Source organism: Pseudonocardia sp. KRD291, from assembly GCF_019263595.1.
In the GTDB taxonomy this organism is placed as follows: domain Bacteria; phylum Actinomycetota; class Actinomycetes; order Mycobacteriales; family Pseudonocardiaceae; genus Pseudonocardia.
Genome location: NZ_JADQDD010000139.1, coordinates 1 through 15,751 on the forward strand (window position 1 = coordinate 1; position 15,751 = coordinate 15,751).

A 15,751-nucleotide genomic window follows, 5' to 3' on the forward strand; every position below is an offset into this window, starting at 1 on the left:
GACGAGTCCAAGACCCTGCTGGAGCTGGCCGGGGTCCCTGGCCTGCCGCCGCGCCGCGTGCTGACGGACGGACAGCTCGCCACGGGCGCCGACCTGGGCCTCGCCTTCCCGCTGGCGGTCAAGGTGCTGGCCCGCGACATCGCGCACAAGAGCGCGGCAGGCGGCGTGGTGCTCGGGGTGCCCGACGCCGCTGCGCTCGCCGCCGCGATCACCCGGGTGCACGCCGCCGGCGTGGCTGCGGTGGGCGCCGGTCGGGTACGTGGCGTGTTGGTGGAGCAGATGGCCCGGGCCGGCGTCGAGGTGATCGTCGGGGTGGCCACCGACCCGGTGTACGGCAGGGTGCTCGCCGTCGGGCCGGGCGGCGTGCTCGCCGAGCTCGTCGACGACGTCACCATCGTGCTGCCGCCCGCAGGCCCCGACGAGGTGCGGGCCCGCTGGCGGGCACCCGGCTGGCCCGGCTGCTGGCCGATGCGGGCGCCGACGTCGATGCCCTGTGTGCGCTGGTCGCCCGGCTGGCCCGGCTCGTCGGTGCGGACGGGCGGACGGGGCTGCCTGGTGTCCGCGAGCTCGACCTCAACCCCGTCCTGGTGCACGCGGCCGGCCACGGCGTCTCCGTCGTCGACTGCCTGGCCGGACTCGACCGCGACGACCGGCCCGCAACCCGAGAGGAATCGCCCCGATGACGTGGAGAACCGGCATCACCGAGCTGCTGGGGGTGCGCTACCCGATCATGCAGGCCGGAATGGGTGTGGCGGCCGGGGGCCGGCTCGCGGCCGCGGTGTCGAACGCGGGAGGGGTCGGGTGCATCGGCGCTTCCCGGATGACTCCCGAGGAGCTGGACCGGGAGATCGCGTTCGTGCAGGCCGCGACCTCGGCGCCGTTCGGGGTGGACTTCCTGTTCCCGGACCTGGGTGAGCGGACCGCGAGCCCGCAGGAGGGTGTGTCGCACGCGGTGGACCCGAAACTGCGCGCGGAGATGCTCGCGGTCACCTACCGGCGGCGGGTGCCGCTGATCGTCTACGCGATGAAGCTCCCGGCGGGCGCCGCCGCCGAGGCCCACGAGCACGGCATCACGGTCATGACGCTGGTGGGCACCGCGCGGCACGCCGTGCGCGCCCAGCAGCTCGGCGCGGACGCGGTCATCGCCACCGGCACCGAGGCGGGCGGGCACACCGGCGCGGTGGCGTTGTCGGTGCTGGTGCCCGCAGTCGCGCGCGAGGTGGGCATCCCGGTGGTCGCGGCGGGCGGCATCGCGACCGGCGCCGGGGTCGCCGCGGCGCTCGCGCTCGGCGCTGACGGCGTCTGGGTCGGCACCCGCTTCCTGGCCACCCGGGAGTCCTCCGTGCACGACGACGTCCGCAAGGAGGCCGTCGCCCGCACCGAGGACCAGACGGTGATCTCACGGGCGCTGTCGGGCAAGACCTGCAGGCTGGCCACCAACGACTTCACCGCCTACTGGACCACCCACGAGCCCCGGCCCTTCCCGCAGCAGGCTGTGGAGATCAACCGCCAGGGCCTGGTCCTCAAGGGCCTGCGCGACGGCGACGTCGTGAGCTCCCCGATCCCGCTGGGCCAGTCCACCGCACTCGTCGACAGCGTCGAGGACGCCGCCACGGTGCTGGCCGACCTCGTCGGTGGAGCCGAGCGGGCCGTCGCCGATCTGGCCGGCCGGCTCGGCTCGGGGGTCGGCGCGTGAGCGGGACCTGCGTGGCCGGGATCGGGATGACCGAGTTCTCCCGGGCCAGCGGCCGCAGCGCCGAGCGCCTCGCTGTCGAGGCCGCCACGGCGGCGTGCGAGGACGCCGGCCTGCCCACCTCGGCGGTGGACGGCATCGTGCCGTTCCCGTTCGGGCCCTCGGCCGAGGACCTGATCGCGGGGCTCGGGCTGCCCGACGTGACGTTCACGGCGGTGCCGCACCTGGGCGGGGCCAGCACGGTCGCCGGCCTGCGGCTCGCCGCACTGGCCGTGGCCAACGGCGCCGCCAGTTGTGTGTTGGTCTTCGTCGCGCGCAACGGCCGCTCCGGGTCACGGGTCGAGCAGCGGATCGGGGTGCTGCTGCCCGGCCAGCGTTACCGCCGCCAGCTGGAGCACCCCCACGGGTTCACCACGCCCGCGCAGTGGTACTCGATGATCGCCCGCCGGCACATGCACGAGTTCGGCACCACCCGCGAGCACCTGGGCGCTGTCGCGCTCGCCATGCGCGCGCACGCCCAGCTGAACCCGCATGCGCAGATGCACGGACGGCCGATGACGATGGAGCAGTACCGCAGCAGCCGGCCGATCGCCGAGCCCTACCTGCTGCTCGACTGCTGCCAGGAGACCGACGGCGCCGGCGCGGTGCTGGTGGTGGCTGCGGATAGGGCGCGCGACCTGCGCCACCGCCCGGTGCACCTGTCCGGGCTGGCCGAGGGCCACCCGGACTCGCCCGACGACCTGGTCAACCGCCGCGACTTCTTCACCGTCGGGCTGACCAGGGCGGCACCGCGCGCCTTCGCGATGGCCGGGGTGACCCCGTCGGACGTCGACGCAGCGATGATCTACGACTGCTTCACCTTCGAGGTGATCCAGCAGCTGGAGGAGGCCGGGTTCTGCGCCCGCGGCGACGGCGGTCCGTTCGTGGACGACGGCGGCATCGCGCTCGGCGGACGGCTCCCCGTCAACCCGCACGGCGGGCTGCTCTCCGACGGGCACATCGCCGGGATGAACCACGTGGTGGAGGCGGTCGTGCAGCTGCGCGGTGACGGCGGGGAGCGCCAGGTCCCCGGGGCGGAGGTGGTCGCGGTGACCGGATGGGGCGACATGGGCGACGGCGCGATCGCGGTGCTGACCCGGTGAGCGCGCAGCGGGCCACACCACCGCTGCCCGATCCGGACGACCCGGTGCTGGCCGGGTACTGGGCCGCGGCCGCCCGCGGCGAGCTCGTGGTGCAGCGGTGCGCCGCGTGCGATCGGGTGCAATGGCCGCCGCGCGACACCTGCGGGGGGTGCGGCCCGGCCGAGCTGCGCTGGCTGCTCGTCGCGGGCACCGGCTCGTTGTTCACCTGGACGGTCGTGCACCACACCACGGTCGCGGCCTACGCCGGCGCGCTGCCGTTCGCGGTCGGTGCGGTCGAGCTCGACGACGCGCCGGCCCGGATGCTCGGCCGGTTGCGCGGCGTGCCACCGGAGCAGCTGGAGACGGACATGCCACTGGAGGTGGCGTTCGAGCCGGTCGCCCCGGGCATCGCGCTGCCGGTCTGGCAGCCCGCCGGGGGCGGTTCCCGGTGACCGGCGGGCTGGTCACGGACGAGGCGCGGGCCTGGATCGGCCGCAGCGACCCGCCGGTGACGGTGGAGGTGAGCGCCACCGACATCGCGAAGTACTGCCACGCCGTCGGAGAGACCGCGCCCGAGCACTTCGACGAGGCCGCCGCTCGCGCCGCCGGTTACCGCACGATCGTGGCCCCGCCGGGGTTCTACGTGGCCGTGCGGATCGGCGCGGCGCTGATCGGCCCGCGCACCGCGCTCGCCGAGGACGGTACCCCCGACGCCGACCTCCCTCCGATCGCCGCGACGCAGGTGATGGCCGGGGAGACCCGTGCCCGGTTCCCCGGCCGGATCCACGCCGGCGACCGGATCACCCTGGAGAAGACGATCACCGGTCTGACCGAGAAGTCCGGCTCGTCGGGTCCGTTCGTGCTGATGGGGCTGCGGCACCGGCTCACCAACCAGCTCGGCGAGGAGGTCGTGGTGGAGGACTACTCCCGGATCCTGCGATGATCGGGCTCCCCCGGGCCGACGACCTGCTCGGGCCGGTCGGCCACCGGCCCGACGCCGTCGAGCTGTTCCAGTACTCGGCCGTGCTGTGGAACTCCCACCGCATCCACTACGACGCCGACTACGCCCGCGACGTCGCCGGCCATCCCGCGGTCGTGGTGCCGGGACCGCTGCAGGGCACCTACCTCGAACAGCTGCTCACCGGGTGGGCCCGGCCGGGCCGGCTGGTCGAGCTCCGCTACCGCAACCGGGCATCGGCCTACGTCGGCGAGGAGCTGCTCGCCCACGGGCGGGTGCTCGAGGTCGGTGCCGACGGCCGGACGGTCCGCTGCGAGGTCTGGCTGGCCACCGCCGACGGGCGCACCACCACCACGGGTGAAGGAACGGTCGAGCTCTGATGGACCTGACCCCCGCCGAGGACGCCTGGCAGCGCGAGGTGCGCGATGTCCTGCTGGAGCACCTGACCCCCGAGCTCAGTGCCGCGCTGCCCATCTGGCGTGAGACCGCCGCCGCCGACCGTCACCCGGCCGTCCGCGGACTCCTGGAGACGATGGTCGCGCGGGGCTGGTTCGGTCTCGGGGTGCCCGCGGAGTACGGCGGCCAGGGCCGCACCGCGGTCGAGCAGTTCCTGTTCTTCGAGGCGTGCGACTACCTCGGCACGCCGCACCCGGACCTGATGACGACGGTGTCGATCGGGCCGACGATCGCCCGCGTCGGCACCGACGAGCAGCGCCGCCGCTGGCTGCCGGGCATCGTCTCCGGCGAGGTCGAGTTCGCGCTGGGCTACTCCGAGGACGCCGCGGGCACCGACCTCGCGAACCTGCGCTGTCGCGCGGTGCGAGACGGCGACGACTGGGTGATCGACGGCCACAAGCTGTGGAACACCGGGGCCCACCACGCCACCCACGAGTGGCTGGCCTGCCGCACCGACCCCGACGCACCGCGGCACCGCGGGATCAGCATCATCGCCGTCCCGCTCGACTCGCCGGGCATCGCGGTGCGGGAGCTACCCACCTGGGGAGGTCTGCGCACCAACGAGGTGACCTTCACCGGGGTCCGGGTGCCCGCCGACCACCTGATCGGCGAGGCTGGGCAGGGCTGGGCCTACGTCACCGCCGCGCTCGCCCTCGAGCGGGTCGGTATCGCCGGCGTCGGCATGTTGCGCCGCCTGTTCGACGGGCTCACTGCCGAGCTGTGTACCGGCTCCGGGCCGGACGGGGCCACCGCGCCCCGGTTCGCCGAGCTGGAGACCCGGGTCCGCGCGGTCCGCCTGCTCGCTCTGCGCACGCTGCGCGAGATCGACGCCGGCCGGCTGTCGGACGCCGACGCGGCGATGCTCAAGGTCACGGCCACCGAACTGATGGCGGAGCTGTCGGACGCGAGCCTGGAGACCTGCGGAGAACGCTCCCGCCTGGCCCACGACGAGCCGGGAGCGCCGCTGGGCGGGCTCGCCGAGCTGGCCTACCGCCGGTCGCCGTACATGCGCTTCGGTGGGGGCACGAACGAGGTGCAGCGCACGATCGTGGCGCAGCGCCGCTACGGCCTGCCCACATCGGCCCGGTCCGCGCCCCCCGCCCCGAGGACGTCGCACCGGACGGCGGAGAGCCCTGAGCACCGCGCTCTGCGCGAGTCGGTGGCGGCCTTCCTCGGTGCCAATGTCGACCGGCGCCGCCTGGCCGGCGGCGACGCCGGTCACCGTGTCGCCCTGTGGACGGCGGTGTGTGGCCAGGGCTGGCCGGCGCTGGCCGTCCCCGAGGCGTACGGGGGCGCCGGGGCCACGCCGGCGGACCTCGCCGTCGTGCTCGCGGAAGCCGCGCGGGCCGCGCTGCCCAGCACCCTGCGCTCCACGGCCGCGGCGGCCCTGGTCCTGGCTGGGACCGGCTCGGCTGAGCAACAGCAGCGGTGGCTGCCCCGGCTCGCGACCCGCGCCGCCACCGTCGCCGCATCGCCGGACCTGCTCCGGCTGCGCGCGGCGAGCGCAGGGTACCGGCTCGACGGCGACCTGGGCCGCCTGGACGACGCCACGCCGGGTGCCGTCGTGGTGGCCGTCGCCGCCGACGACGAGGGCGAGACCAGGATGGTCGCCGTCGACACCGGAGCCGACGGGGTCACCGTGGCGCCACTGCGGTCGATCTCCGGCGAGTCTCTCGGCGCCGTCGCGTGCGCCGCGGTGGCGCTCGGGACCGCGGACGTCTCGGCCCCGCTCGGCCCGAACCGGTCCGAGGGTGTCGCCGACGTGTGCGCGCTGCTGGCCGCCGTCGAGCTGATCGGCCTCGGCGAGGAACTGCTGGAGCGGACGGTCTCCCACGTCAGCGGGCGCGAACAGTTCGGCCGCCCGATCGGCACCTTCCAGGCGGTGGCCCACCACGTCGCCGACATGGGCTCCGCGCTGGAGTGCGCGCGGCTGCTGGTCGACGCGGCCCTCGCCGACCTCGGCGCCGGACGTCCGGCCCGGCGGTCGGTCGCGGCGGCCAAGTCCCGCGCCGGGCGCGCCGCGACCGCGATCAGCAGGCTCGCCCACCAGCTGCACGGCGCCATCGGCTACGTGACGGAGTCCGACCTGTACCTGTACTCGCGACGCGCGACCGCCGTCGCACTGTCGGCCGGTACGGCGGCCGAGCACCTGGCGGTCCTCGCGAGGCGCTACCGGGCCGACCGGCCGACCCCCCTCGGTCTCGATGCCCTCGATTCCCCCGGCCGCCCGTCACTCGCGACCTCGACGGCGCGGTCGCCGTCCTGCCACTGAACAAGCCCGAGAAGCTCAAACGCGCTCGACCACGCGATGCGCAGCGAGCTCGCGGAACGGGCCGCGCATATGCAGGCGGACACCGCGGTGCGGGCGGTGGTGCTCACCTGACGCCGGGCGTGCCTTCTGCGCGGGCGACATCGGGGCGATGAGCGTGCGTCCCGACGCAGCGGCGGCCCGCACCTGGATGCGCAGCGCGAACGCCGCCACCCTCGCCCTGCTGGCCATCGAGATTCCCCTGATCGTGGCCCTCAACGACGTGGCGGCGGGGGTCGGCTTCTCGATCGCACTCACTGGCGACGTGCGGCTCGCCGCGGAGGGATCGCGCATGATCTCCAGCTTCGCCAACGTCGGGCTGGTGCCCGACGGCGGCGGCCTGTGGCTGCTGTCGAGGATGGTCGGCCTGCACCGCGCCAAGGAGATGTTCCTGTTCTCCGAGCCGCTCGACGCGACGCAGGCGAGCAGCTCGGCCAGGGTGCGGGAGACCCGCCCGCCGGAGGAACTGCTGGCGGCGGCGATGGTCATGGCGCACCGCTTCGGCGGGGCCCGACCCGGGCGTTCGGTCTGGGCAAGGCGCTGGCCCACCGGTCGGTCAGCGGCGACCTGGAGATTTACCTCGAGCTGGAGATCGCCCACAAGACCCTCGCGAGGGCTCCGCCGACCACCACGAGGGGATCACGGCATTCCAGGAGAAGCGGCCCCTCCTCGTCGCTGAGTGCGTTCCCACCAGGCGTTCCCGCGGACGGCAAGGCGCTGCCGACTCTTGACCGGTCTATCATCAAGTGTAATTATCCTGACTGATCTCGTGTTGAGCGCGAGCAGTCCGGCCGGGCGCCGTCACCGTGTACGCAGCGTTCGCGCTGCACGAGTTCCGGATGGACCGCACCCACGTCTGGGGCGGACGACTCGAGTTCGACCTGGTGGACCCCGCCGGTGACGGCGGGCTGCGGATGGTCTGCAAGAAGGTGCTGCTCGTGGACCGAACCGGAGCCGTCCCGTCGATGGCCTACCTGCTCTGAGATCTCACGGCGAGCAGCCATCCCCGATCCGAGAGGAACCACGTGCGCAACGACCCGGCCCTGGCGGCCGTCACCGAGATCCGGCCCGGTCGCTATCCCGACCTCGACGAGCTCGCCCTGCACTCCGCGGTGATCTCGGCGTTCCTCGACCAGTGGGACGTCCGGCCCGGCGACATCGACGGGGTGCTGGCCGCACCGACCGGTGTGCTCACCGAGGGTGGCGCGGACGTCGCGGTGCACGAGAAGGTCGCCGACGAGCTGGGCATCCGTCCGCGGTTCTCCCAGACGATGTACGCCGGCGGCGCAGGCTACGCACTGATGGTCGCCCGCGCCGGCGAGGCCATCGCCGCCGGCCGCGCCGACGCCGTGCTGTGCATCTCCGCAGGCAAGTTCCCCAAGGTGGGTGCGGCCGGCGGTGAGAAGATCGCCAAGTTCGTCAGCCACCCGGAGTTCGAATACCCCTACGGGACGTACATCCCGGTGCTCTACGCGCTGTTCGCGCAGCGCTGGATGGCCGAGACCGGCGCCACCGGGGAGGACCTGGCCGCAGTGGCGGTGGCCCAGCGGCAGTGGGCGCTGCTGCACCCGGACGCGTTCATGCGCGACAAGGGCCCGCTGACGGTCGCCGACGTGCTGGGATCACGGATGGTGGCGAGCCCGTTCCACCTCTACGACTGCTCGGTACCCCTGGAGGGAGGTGCCGCGCTGCTGGTCACCAGCGGGGAGAGGGCACGCGCGGTCAACGAGCGCCCCGCCTATCTGCTGGGCTACGGGGAGGTGCACATGGAGGGTGCGGTCAGCATGCGGTCCACCTTCGACACCGGCGGCGCGACGGACGCGGCCAGGCAGGCCTTCGCGATGTCCGGGATGACCCCCTCGGAGATCGACGTCGCCCAGCTCTACGACTCCTTCTCCTCCAACCCGCTGATGTACCTGGAGGAGTGCGGCCTCGCCGGGCGCGGCAAGGCTCCCGAGCTCTACCGCAGCGGCGCCACAGCGCCCGGCGGGTCGCTGCCGGTCAACACATACGGAGGGTTGATGTCGTTCGGGCACACCGGAGACGCCTCCGGGATGAGCATGGTCGTCGAGGGAGCGCTGCAGGTGATGAGTCGCGCCGGGGAGCGGCAGGTTCCCGGGACGTCCACGACGCTGGTGCACACGCATGGCGGGATGCTCTCCGAGCACGCCACGCTGATCCTCGGCGACCGGGCGGAGTCCTGATGCCGGCGAAGCCCGCCCCCAAACCCACCGCGCTGTCGGCCCTCTACTGGGCCGCGGCGGCCCGCGGGGAGCTGTCCGCACCGTGGTGCGGGCCCTGCTCGGACTGGGTGTTCCCGCCACGACCGCGCTGCCCGCGCTGCGGCGGTTCCGAGATGGGCTGGCGCGCACCGGCCAGCACCGGCCAGGTCGTGACGTTCTCGGTGGTGTACCAGGCCGCCTACGAGGCCTACCGTGACGACCAGCCCTACGTGGTGGCGATCGTCGCGCTCGACGGCGGGCCCCAGCTGATGGCCAACCTGGTTGACGTGCCCGACCCCGGCGCCGTCACGGTTGGGCAGCGGGTAGAGCTCACCTTCGAGGCGCGGGGCGAAAGCATGCAGGTACCGCAGTTCCGCCCGGCCAGTTGACCATGCAGAAGGTCGACCTCAGCCGAACCTGCCTACGCGATCGGGTCGAGGCCGACAGAGGTCGCCAGGCCGGGTGAGCCGTCGATGTGGTCGCGTTGGCGGTCGGCGAGTGCCACAGCGATCCCGCACGGGGTGCAGGACCGCCGGCTCGTCGGGCGCCGGTCCCGCGGCGCGGCGCAGCCGGGCCAGCGGCTCGACCCCCGCGCCATCGCGGGGCTGACGATCCTGCCGGCGTCGAGCCGCTGGACAACTAGGTCGGCCGCCATGACAGCGCGATCTGGAGCACAGGACCTGGCGTAGCACCGGGATCGGGGCATCGCCGTCGGCCCCAGCAGGAGCCCCCATCGATCAGCCCATGCTGCTGCTGCCGTTCACACTGATGACCTGGCCGGTGACGAAGCCGGCCTCGGGGCTAGCCAGGGTAGGCGACCTCGCGGGGCGGCCTACCGGGATCATCGCGACAGGGTCGGCGAGCACCACCTGGAACCGCTCGGAGACCTTCCCCGCGAAAGCCGCGGTGTTCTCCGGGTCGTGGTGTAGGACGGCGCGACCACGTTGACCGTGATCCCGGAGACCGCGACTTCGCGCGCGAGCCCAGTGGCGATCGCGTGCACACCGCCCTTGACCCCGTTATAGACGGCGTGATCGGTCAGTCCCTTGCGGACCGACTCCGCGCCGATGTTGACGATCCGGACTCCGCCCCGCTCCACCATGCGCGGCAGGACCGCCAGCGTGGTGCGGATGGTCGTCCAAAGGTTGTTGTCGACGGTGGCATGCAAGGTCTACTCGGTGTGCTCGAGCGTCAGGTGGATGACCCCGCCGCCCGCACTATTGAAAAAGATGTCGATCCCGCCGAGCGCGGTAGCAGCGGACAGGCCCTGTGACTGCACCACCACGACCCCGTACGCGAGGACGGCCTGCTCCCCCGGCCCCTGATCGGTCCACGTCGGCGCGGGCCGCTGTCACGGCGGCGGCGCCCCCGGAGCCGACTCCCCCGGAAACAGCTCGTCGGTGTGGCCGAGGTAGCCCAGGGCGAGGAACAGGTACGCGTCGGCCATCTCCAGCGCCCTCCCGACGGCCGGGCTGACCGCGACGGCCTGCTCGGACAGCAGGCCCGCCCGCAGGGCGACGAGCCGCTCACGCTGAAGGTCCGGTAGGCCCCCGAGCCCTGGCGGAGCCGTCTGCACCGGGATCTGTACCGACGTCACAGGTTGTCTCCCAACGTCACGGTGGGCCGCTCGTCGACCGACCGACTGTCGAAGATTCGTTTCGTCTTCAGCTCGTAGCGCGGCAGCGCGCCCGCCGAGAGGATCTCGGTCTCCAACCGGACGCCGAGGTTCTCCCGGAGGTACCCGCCGAGGGAGCGGCCGAGCTCCGCACCGTCGGCCCCCGGTGCCGCGGCCTCCACCTTCACGAGCATGCGGTCCATCCCGTCCATCCGGCTGATGTGCAGCTCGTAGTGGTTGGACAGGCCGGCCACCTCACCGATCAGGTTCTCCACCGCCGTCGGATACACGTTGACCCCGCGGATGGTGACCATGAAGTCGGCGCGGCCGAGCACGGTGCCGGGCATGTGCTTCCACGTCCAGCCGCAGCCGTGGTCGGGTGCGTCGTCGATGCGCACCAGGTCGTGCGTGCGGTACTTGATGAACGGCTGCGCGAAATGCGTGTAGCTGGTCAGCACGTGCTCGCCCACCGCGTCCGGCGACGTGACTGGCTCGCCGGATGCCGGGTCGACGGAATAGGAGTGGCAGACGTCCTCGATCACGTGCACGCCGCCGCCCCACTCGTTGCAGGACTGGCCGATGAACAGGGCCTCACCCACGCCGTATGCGTCATAGACCTGCTCGGCCCCCCACGCCTGCTTCAGCTGGTCACGGGTAGCGGGGATGGAGAAGCCGGCCTCGCCACCACCGGCGAGCATGCGCACCCCGGCGTCGCGGACGTCGAGGCCCTCGCGCTTGGCCACCTCGGCGAGATGCAGCAGGTAGGTGGGCGTGCCGCAGACGATGGTGGGGCGCCGCTCCAGGATCTGCCGGACGCGCTCCACACCGCTCGCCCCGCCGCCGGACACGATCGTCAGCCCGAGGTTGCGAGCGCCCCAGTAGAAGCTCCAGAGCCCGATCCACATGCCGAAGTCGAAGCAGAAGTACATCGAGTCCGACGGCCGGATCCCGTGGTCCCACAAGCCGTAGCAGTACTGCGACCCCGCCTTGTGCAGCTCGTAGTGGGTGAACGCCTCGTTGAGGAACCGGCCGGTGGTGCCGGTGGTGTGGAAGTACTGCTGCCACGTCTCCGGCCCGCGGGCGATGCCGCCGAAACCGTCGACGCTGGCCTCCTGGTCGGCCACGTAGTGCGGCTTGTCGGTGAAGGGCAGCTTGTGGTGGTAGTCGTCCCACGTGCGGATGTCAGCGGGTTTGACGCCGGCCGCGTCATAGATACGACGGTGCAGCGGGGAGTTCTCGTAGGCCCAACCCACGAGGTGGCGGATGCGTTCGAGGTGCAGCGCGTCGAGCGTCTCGCGCCGAGCGGTCTGGGTGGGTGCGTTCCAGAGCCCCGACTTCTCCACTGTGGTCACGGTCACTCCTACCGGCCCTGCCACTGCGGCGGGCGCTTCTCGAGGAACGCCAGCGCGCCCTCCCGGTGGTCCTCGGTGGTCTTGAGCACGCTCTGCCCCAGCCGCTCCAGTCGGCGCCCGGTCTCGGCGTCGACATCGGTGCAGGTGTTGAGCACCAGCTTGGCCATGCCCAGCGCCAGTGGCGCCATCGCAGCGAGCCGGCCGGCCATGGCGACAGCGGCCTCCAGCGCGCCGCCGTCGGCGACCACCTCGGTGGCCAACCCCAGTTCCAGGGCTCGCGGTGCGCGCAGCGTGCCGCCGAGCATCACGAGCTCCTTCGCCCGCCCCAGCCCGACGTGGCGAACGAGCCTCGAGCAGCCGCCCGAGCCGGGAATCAGGCCGACCTTGGCCTCGGGCATGACGAACCGGGCACTCTCCCCCGCCACTCGGAAGTCGCAGGACAGGGCGAGCTCGAACCCGCCGCCCGCGGCGACCCCCTCCACCGCCGCGATGACCGGTACCTCCATAGCCTCAACCGTGTCGAACACATCGTGGATGCCACGGGCCAGTGCGCGGAACCCGCGTGTGCCCATCGCGGTGAGGTCGCCCATCTCGCTGACGTCCTCGCCCGCAGAGAACCCGCGACCGGCACCGGTCAGCACGAGCACCCGGACCTGCGGGTCACCGGCGGCGTCCTCGACGGCGTCCCGCATCTCCGAGCGCATCAGGGAGTTCCACGCGTTGAGCCGGTCCGGGCGGTTCAACGTCAGCACCCGGACCCCGCCCGCGCGCTCCTCGACCATGAGGTGCTCGTAGCCCATCAGGCACCGTCCGCGGCCGCTGCCGGCGTGAGCGCCACCGTGGCGACGACCGTTCCGTCGGCCTTGCGGACTTCGATCCCCTTCTCGGTGGGAGCGACCGTCAGCTCGTCACCCGGGAACACCGGGGCCGACAGCCGCGCCGTAGCCGAGCGCAGCGCGTCCGGGCCGAGCTGCGCGACGACGGCGTCCAGCGCCAGGGCGATGGTCAGCGGGCCGTGCGCGATCACCGAGGGCAGGCCGGCCGCCTTGGCGAACTCCTCGTCGACGTGCACGGGGTTGTAGTCGTCGACAGCCCCGGCGTACCGGGAGATCTGCACCCGGCTGACCGGGGCGCAGGTCGCCTCGACGATGTTCACGACGTGGCCGCCCTCTCGACGAATGTGATCGACTGGCGCTGCACGACCGCACCGCCACCGTCCGAGTACTCGGCGACGATCACGCCGAACTGGTTGGCACCCTTGGTGAACACGTCGTCGACGGTGACCCGGACGTGCACGGTCTCGCCCGGGACGAACGGTCGCTCCCACTCGTAACCGAGTCCGCCCAGCAGCGCCCGCGACAGGTCCATGCCCAAGCCGTCCACGACCGTGGACTCGCCGCCGACCGTTGCCGCGAACGATGGTACGAGGGTGGCGGTCCGTGGCCCGCTGCCCGTTCCGAGTGCGCCCGACAAGCGGGCCAGCAGCTCCGGTGTGATCGAGAGATCCGCCTCCGCCAGGGTGCGCCCCTTCGCGCCTTCGTCCACGTCGACCTCCGCGTCGCCCGGGGGGCTCGAATTCGCCCAACCCACTGGTCGGAAGAATGTCGGAATCAGCATGATCCCGTCAAGGCCTCCCGATATTTAATTCGTCCGACCCGTCGGTTGACGTAATCTGGAGCCAGCGATACGGTCCGCACCACACGTCGATGAGGGGAGTGCCGGTGACGGTCACCGAGGCGCCACGCCGGATTTACCGCGAGGGCGATCCGGACATGCCCGCGGAGTTCCACGAGCTCCTCGTCCGCATGCTCAGCCACCACCTGGAGAACTCGACCAACCCGCACTACACGGAGTTGCTCGGGACACTGTGGAACAAGTGCATGACGCTGTGCCCGAGCGAGCGGCTGAAGACGACGTTCGCCAAGCTCATGGCACAGGAGGTGGAGCACGGAGTCATCACCGCCCGGATCCTGGAGGGGCTCGGGGTCGGCCCGATCGACGCTCCGATCAAGCAGTACCTGTTCCACCTGCCGATCGACTCGTTCTGCGACCTCGCCTACTTCAACGGCCTCGGCGACCGGGTGGGCTGCTACATCGGCGAGACGTGGGAGGGCGTGCCCTACGAGCCGCTGCTCTCCGTCGCCGAGCGCCTGCACAAGGACGAGGTCTTCCACGCCACGTTCGGCATGAGCAACCTCAAGCGCATCTGTTCGACGCCCGAGGGTCTCGACGAGGCGAACGAGAAGATCAAGATCTGGTGGCCGGCCGCACTGGACATGTTCGGCCGGTCGGACTCGAACTTCTCCGACGCCTACGTCCGCTGGGGTCTGCGTACCAAGAACAACGAGGACCTGCGCCAGCAGTACGTCGCCGATACCCGGCCGATGGTCGAGGCGCTGGGCATCTCGGTGCCAGCCGACACCGCCAACCGGCGGTTTCTCTGATGACCGCCACCGACCCGTTGCTCGCCCACGGGTCCAGCGGGTGGCGGGTCCAGGTGACCCGGCCGGACCCGAAGGTGGCGTTGTTCGAGGTGGCGCTGTCGGACTACCGGGAGTTCTTCTTCGTGTCCGTCGGCGAACGGTCTGTCTCTGTCACCATGTACGACACCAGCGACCAGACCTACCCGGAGCCGCAGACGTTCACCTTCGCCAAGCCCTACGGCTGGGACACCGACCTCGGCGACGAGGAGGCGTTGCTGCAGGTGTGGCAGGCCGTCGGCGTGCAGCGATGAGCACCTTCACCGTCAAGGGGTCCCGCAACGGCAGCCTGGTGCACGTCACCTGGACCGACGGGAGGGTCAGTGGCGACTTCCCCACCGTGGACCTGCTGCTGACCGAGGCCGAGATGGTCCAGATCCTGCATACGGACGCCTACGCCGCCCGGGCCCTGCCCGACCTCGACGGTATGGCCCCAGCCCCCCTTCAGGACGCGACGGCGGCGTACCGGTTGATCGTGCACGTGATGGACAGCGTGCGCGAGGCGACGGGCGACGTACCCGTACGTATCTGAGCGCGCAAGCACTGGCGGTACGACGTCACCGCCTGTCTCATGCACTGGCCTCGCCGGTTCCCAGTTGCGGGTTTCGTCGCCCTACGGAGGGCGGCCACTTCGACGCCGACCGCATCTTGGACAAGAAGCCGGCGCCGGTGCCGATCGTTGGGGACGCTCTGGTCAGGGCGCCAGCCGCTCTGCCAGCGCAGCCAGCCTCCCGACTCCCTCGCGCTCCAGCGCAGGCAACGCGACGGCCGCGCGGCGCACCGCCGCGAGGCGCTCGAGGACCGGGGCCTCACCCACCGCCGCCGAGGCGGTCTCCGACCACGTGTCGGCGAGCCGCCGGTACACCTCGGCCGCCTCCAGCACAGCCGGATCGCCGATCCAACTGCCGATATCGGTCAGGAACTCCGCCTGCAGCCGCCGGAACAAGCCGCCGCCGGTACCCGCCTTCTCCACGAATACCTGCAGGCTGAACAGCGCACGATCCAGCGTGTCCCCCGGGAACTGCTCGGCCCAGAGGTCGAGATCGGCCACGAACGCCGCGACCCCGGCGGCCCCGGCGGCCGCCGCCGAACCGATCGAAGGGACCGGGTCGGACATCTCGTGCACCGCTTGGGCACACGACTTCGCGGCCGCCACCCGCAGGTCCGGCAGCGCATCGGGGAAGCCGAGCCGGAAACAGGTCTGCCGGGTGGGCACGGGGAAGCCGACGGCCGATCGGGCCCGCGCAAGGTCGTCGCGGCCGATCGTCTGCGGGTCGGGACGGTCGTTGTCCACCACGACGACCGTGCCCGCGTCGTCGTCGTAGCCGATGACGACGATGTCGTGGCGGCTCATCCGCATCTTCACCCGCAGATAGGGCAGCTCGGCCATCTCGGCCCAGCACAGGGCCGGGCGGCCTGCGTCGAGCTCGTCGCGCACCCACTCCCAGCCCAGTACCGGATCGTCGGTGGAGCGCATCTCCTCGGCGATGCCGAGGTTCGCGCTGAACTGCTCGGTCAGCGAGGCGCCCCGCCCGACGAGGTAGAA

General features: G+C 72.2%; 20 protein-coding genes and 1 pseudogene. 14 read left to right on the plus strand and 7 right to left on the minus strand.

Annotation, left to right across the window (positions count from 1 at the left end):
- Nucleotides 1–57: 57 nt before the first annotated feature.
- The 11 genes and pseudogenes from I4I78_RS34255 to I4I78_RS19045 form a co-directional block, all read left to right on the plus strand.
- Nucleotides 58–372 (plus strand): annotated as a pseudogene (locus tag I4I78_RS34255) (acetate--CoA ligase family protein); the annotation flags it as partial.
- Between the two features lie 307 nt (nt 373–679).
- Complete coding sequence (locus I4I78_RS32915; RefSeq protein ID WP_226379986.1) at nt 680–1,696, plus strand: nitronate monooxygenase family protein; 1,017 nt, start codon at nt 680–682, stop codon at nt 1,694–1,696.
- On the plus strand, nt 1,693–2,835 hold the full coding sequence (locus tag I4I78_RS19005) for a lipid-transfer protein (RefSeq protein ID WP_218612707.1): 1,143 nt from the start codon (nt 1,693–1,695) through the stop codon (nt 2,833–2,835). Before I4I78_RS32915 ends, I4I78_RS19005 begins: the two co-directional genes overlap by 4 nt.
- A complete protein-coding gene (locus I4I78_RS19010) occupies nt 2,832–3,266 on the plus strand; it encodes a Zn-ribbon domain-containing OB-fold protein (RefSeq protein ID WP_218612708.1) in 435 nt (144 codons plus the stop codon). The genes I4I78_RS19005 and I4I78_RS19010 overlap by 4 nt, the downstream gene beginning before the upstream one ends.
- A complete protein-coding gene (locus I4I78_RS19015; RefSeq protein WP_218612709.1) occupies nt 3,263–3,757 on the plus strand; it encodes a MaoC family dehydratase N-terminal domain-containing protein in 495 nt (164 codons plus the stop codon). The genes I4I78_RS19010 and I4I78_RS19015 overlap by 4 nt, the downstream gene beginning before the upstream one ends.
- Nucleotides 3,754–4,152 carry an acyl dehydratase gene (locus I4I78_RS19020; RefSeq protein ID WP_218612710.1) on the plus strand — a complete coding sequence of 133 codons (399 nt, stop codon included), beginning with the start codon at nt 3,754–3,756 and terminating at the stop codon, nt 4,150–4,152. Before I4I78_RS19015 ends, I4I78_RS19020 begins: the two co-directional genes overlap by 4 nt.
- Nucleotides 4,152–6,500 (plus strand): acyl-CoA dehydrogenase family protein, encoded by a 2,349-nt coding sequence (locus I4I78_RS19025; protein ID WP_218612711.1) that lies wholly within the window; start codon nt 4,152–4,154, stop codon nt 6,498–6,500. Before I4I78_RS19020 ends, I4I78_RS19025 begins: the two co-directional genes overlap by 1 nt.
- 148 nt (nt 6,501–6,648) lie before the next feature.
- Complete coding sequence (locus tag I4I78_RS34260) at nt 6,649–7,215, plus strand: enoyl-CoA hydratase/isomerase family protein (RefSeq protein ID WP_218612712.1); 567 nt, start codon at nt 6,649–6,651, stop codon at nt 7,213–7,215.
- 127 nt (nt 7,216–7,342) lie between these two features.
- Nucleotides 7,343–7,519: a hypothetical protein gene (locus I4I78_RS19035; RefSeq protein ID WP_218612713.1), complete on the plus strand. Its 177-nt coding sequence runs from the start codon at nt 7,343–7,345 to the stop codon at nt 7,517–7,519.
- 42 nt (nt 7,520–7,561) lie between these two features.
- Entirely contained in the window at nt 7,562–8,740 is a 1,179-nt protein-coding gene (locus tag I4I78_RS19040; RefSeq protein WP_218612714.1) for a thiolase family protein, read from the plus strand.
- Nucleotides 8,740–9,147 (plus strand): Zn-ribbon domain-containing OB-fold protein, encoded by a 408-nt coding sequence (locus I4I78_RS19045; RefSeq protein ID WP_218612715.1) that lies wholly within the window; start codon nt 8,740–8,742, stop codon nt 9,145–9,147. The genes I4I78_RS19040 and I4I78_RS19045 overlap by 1 nt, the downstream gene beginning before the upstream one ends.
- 452 nt (nt 9,148–9,599) lie before the next feature.
- On the opposite strand, the gene I4I78_RS19050 is transcribed toward I4I78_RS19045, so the two are convergent.
- The 6 genes from I4I78_RS19050 to I4I78_RS19075 form a co-directional block, all read right to left on the minus strand.
- Nucleotides 9,600–9,926: an SDR family NAD(P)-dependent oxidoreductase gene (locus I4I78_RS19050; RefSeq protein ID WP_226379989.1), complete on the minus strand. Its 327-nt coding sequence runs from the start codon at nt 9,924–9,926 to the stop codon at nt 9,600–9,602.
- Nucleotides 9,927–10,109: 183 nt separating this feature from the next.
- Nucleotides 10,110–10,355, minus strand: a complete 246-nt coding sequence (locus I4I78_RS19055; protein ID WP_218612716.1) for a hypothetical protein — start codon at nt 10,353–10,355, stop codon at nt 10,110–10,112.
- On the minus strand, nt 10,352–11,725 hold the full coding sequence (locus I4I78_RS33880) for a phenylacetate--CoA ligase family protein (protein ID WP_218612717.1): 1,374 nt from the start codon (nt 11,723–11,725) through the stop codon (nt 10,352–10,354). Before I4I78_RS33880 ends, I4I78_RS19055 begins: the two co-directional genes overlap by 4 nt.
- An 8-nt stretch (nt 11,726–11,733) precedes the next feature.
- The gene (locus I4I78_RS19065; protein WP_218612718.1) at nt 11,734–12,525 is read right to left on the minus strand and encodes an enoyl-CoA hydratase/isomerase family protein; all 792 of its coding nucleotides are present in this window, start codon (nt 12,523–12,525) and stop codon (nt 11,734–11,736) included.
- Nucleotides 12,525–12,881, minus strand: a complete 357-nt coding sequence (locus tag I4I78_RS19070; protein WP_218612719.1) for a MaoC/PaaZ C-terminal domain-containing protein — start codon at nt 12,879–12,881, stop codon at nt 12,525–12,527. Before I4I78_RS19070 ends, I4I78_RS19065 begins: the two co-directional genes overlap by 1 nt.
- Nucleotides 12,878–13,270: a MaoC family dehydratase N-terminal domain-containing protein gene (locus I4I78_RS19075; protein WP_218612720.1), complete on the minus strand. Its 393-nt coding sequence runs from the start codon at nt 13,268–13,270 to the stop codon at nt 12,878–12,880. Before I4I78_RS19075 ends, I4I78_RS19070 begins: the two co-directional genes overlap by 4 nt.
- Before the next feature lie 176 nt (nt 13,271–13,446).
- On the opposite strand from I4I78_RS19075, the gene I4I78_RS19080 reads away from it, so the two are divergent.
- The 3 genes from I4I78_RS19080 to I4I78_RS19090 are packed head-to-tail and all read left to right on the plus strand — an operon-like array spanning nt 13,447 to nt 14,737.
- The gene (locus tag I4I78_RS19080) at nt 13,447–14,169 is read left to right on the plus strand and encodes a Phenylacetic acid catabolic protein (RefSeq protein WP_218612721.1); all 723 of its coding nucleotides are present in this window, start codon (nt 13,447–13,449) and stop codon (nt 14,167–14,169) included.
- Entirely contained in the window at nt 14,169–14,459 is a 291-nt protein-coding gene (locus I4I78_RS19085; protein ID WP_218612722.1) for a hypothetical protein, read from the plus strand. Before I4I78_RS19080 ends, I4I78_RS19085 begins: the two co-directional genes overlap by 1 nt.
- Nucleotides 14,456–14,737 carry a hypothetical protein gene (locus I4I78_RS19090; RefSeq protein WP_218612723.1) on the plus strand — a complete coding sequence of 94 codons (282 nt, stop codon included), beginning with the start codon at nt 14,456–14,458 and terminating at the stop codon, nt 14,735–14,737. Before I4I78_RS19085 ends, I4I78_RS19090 begins: the two co-directional genes overlap by 4 nt.
- 162 nt (nt 14,738–14,899) lie before the next feature.
- Here I4I78_RS19090 and I4I78_RS19095 read toward each other — a convergent pair.
- Nucleotides 14,900–15,751 (minus strand): BtrH N-terminal domain-containing protein (locus I4I78_RS19095; protein WP_218612724.1); only part of this gene is annotated, 852 nt, incomplete at its 5' end.

Bases quoted from the DNA above. Each gene is read 5' to 3' on its own strand.
- I4I78_RS32915 (WP_226379986.1), top strand. From the start codon at position 680: ATGACGTGGAGAACCGGCATCACCGAGCTGCTGGGGGTGCGCTACCCG.
- I4I78_RS19020 (WP_218612710.1), top strand. From the start codon at position 3,754: ATGATCGGGCTCCCCCGGGCCGACGACCTGCTCGGGCCGGTCGGCCAC.
- I4I78_RS19025 (WP_218612711.1), top strand. From the start codon at position 4,152: ATGGACCTGACCCCCGCCGAGGACGCCTGGCAGCGCGAGGTGCGCGAT.
- I4I78_RS34260 (WP_218612712.1), top strand. From the start codon at position 6,649: ATGAGCGTGCGTCCCGACGCAGCGGCGGCCCGCACCTGGATGCGCAGC.
- I4I78_RS19045 (WP_218612715.1), top strand. From the start codon at position 8,740: ATGCCGGCGAAGCCCGCCCCCAAACCCACCGCGCTGTCGGCCCTCTAC.
- I4I78_RS19065 (WP_218612718.1), bottom strand. From the start codon at position 12,525: ATGGGCTACGAGCACCTCATGGTCGAGGAGCGCGCGGGCGGGGTCCGG.
- I4I78_RS19085 (WP_218612722.1), top strand. From the start codon at position 14,169: ATGACCGCCACCGACCCGTTGCTCGCCCACGGGTCCAGCGGGTGGCGG.
- I4I78_RS19090 (WP_218612723.1), top strand. From the start codon at position 14,456: ATGAGCACCTTCACCGTCAAGGGGTCCCGCAACGGCAGCCTGGTGCAC.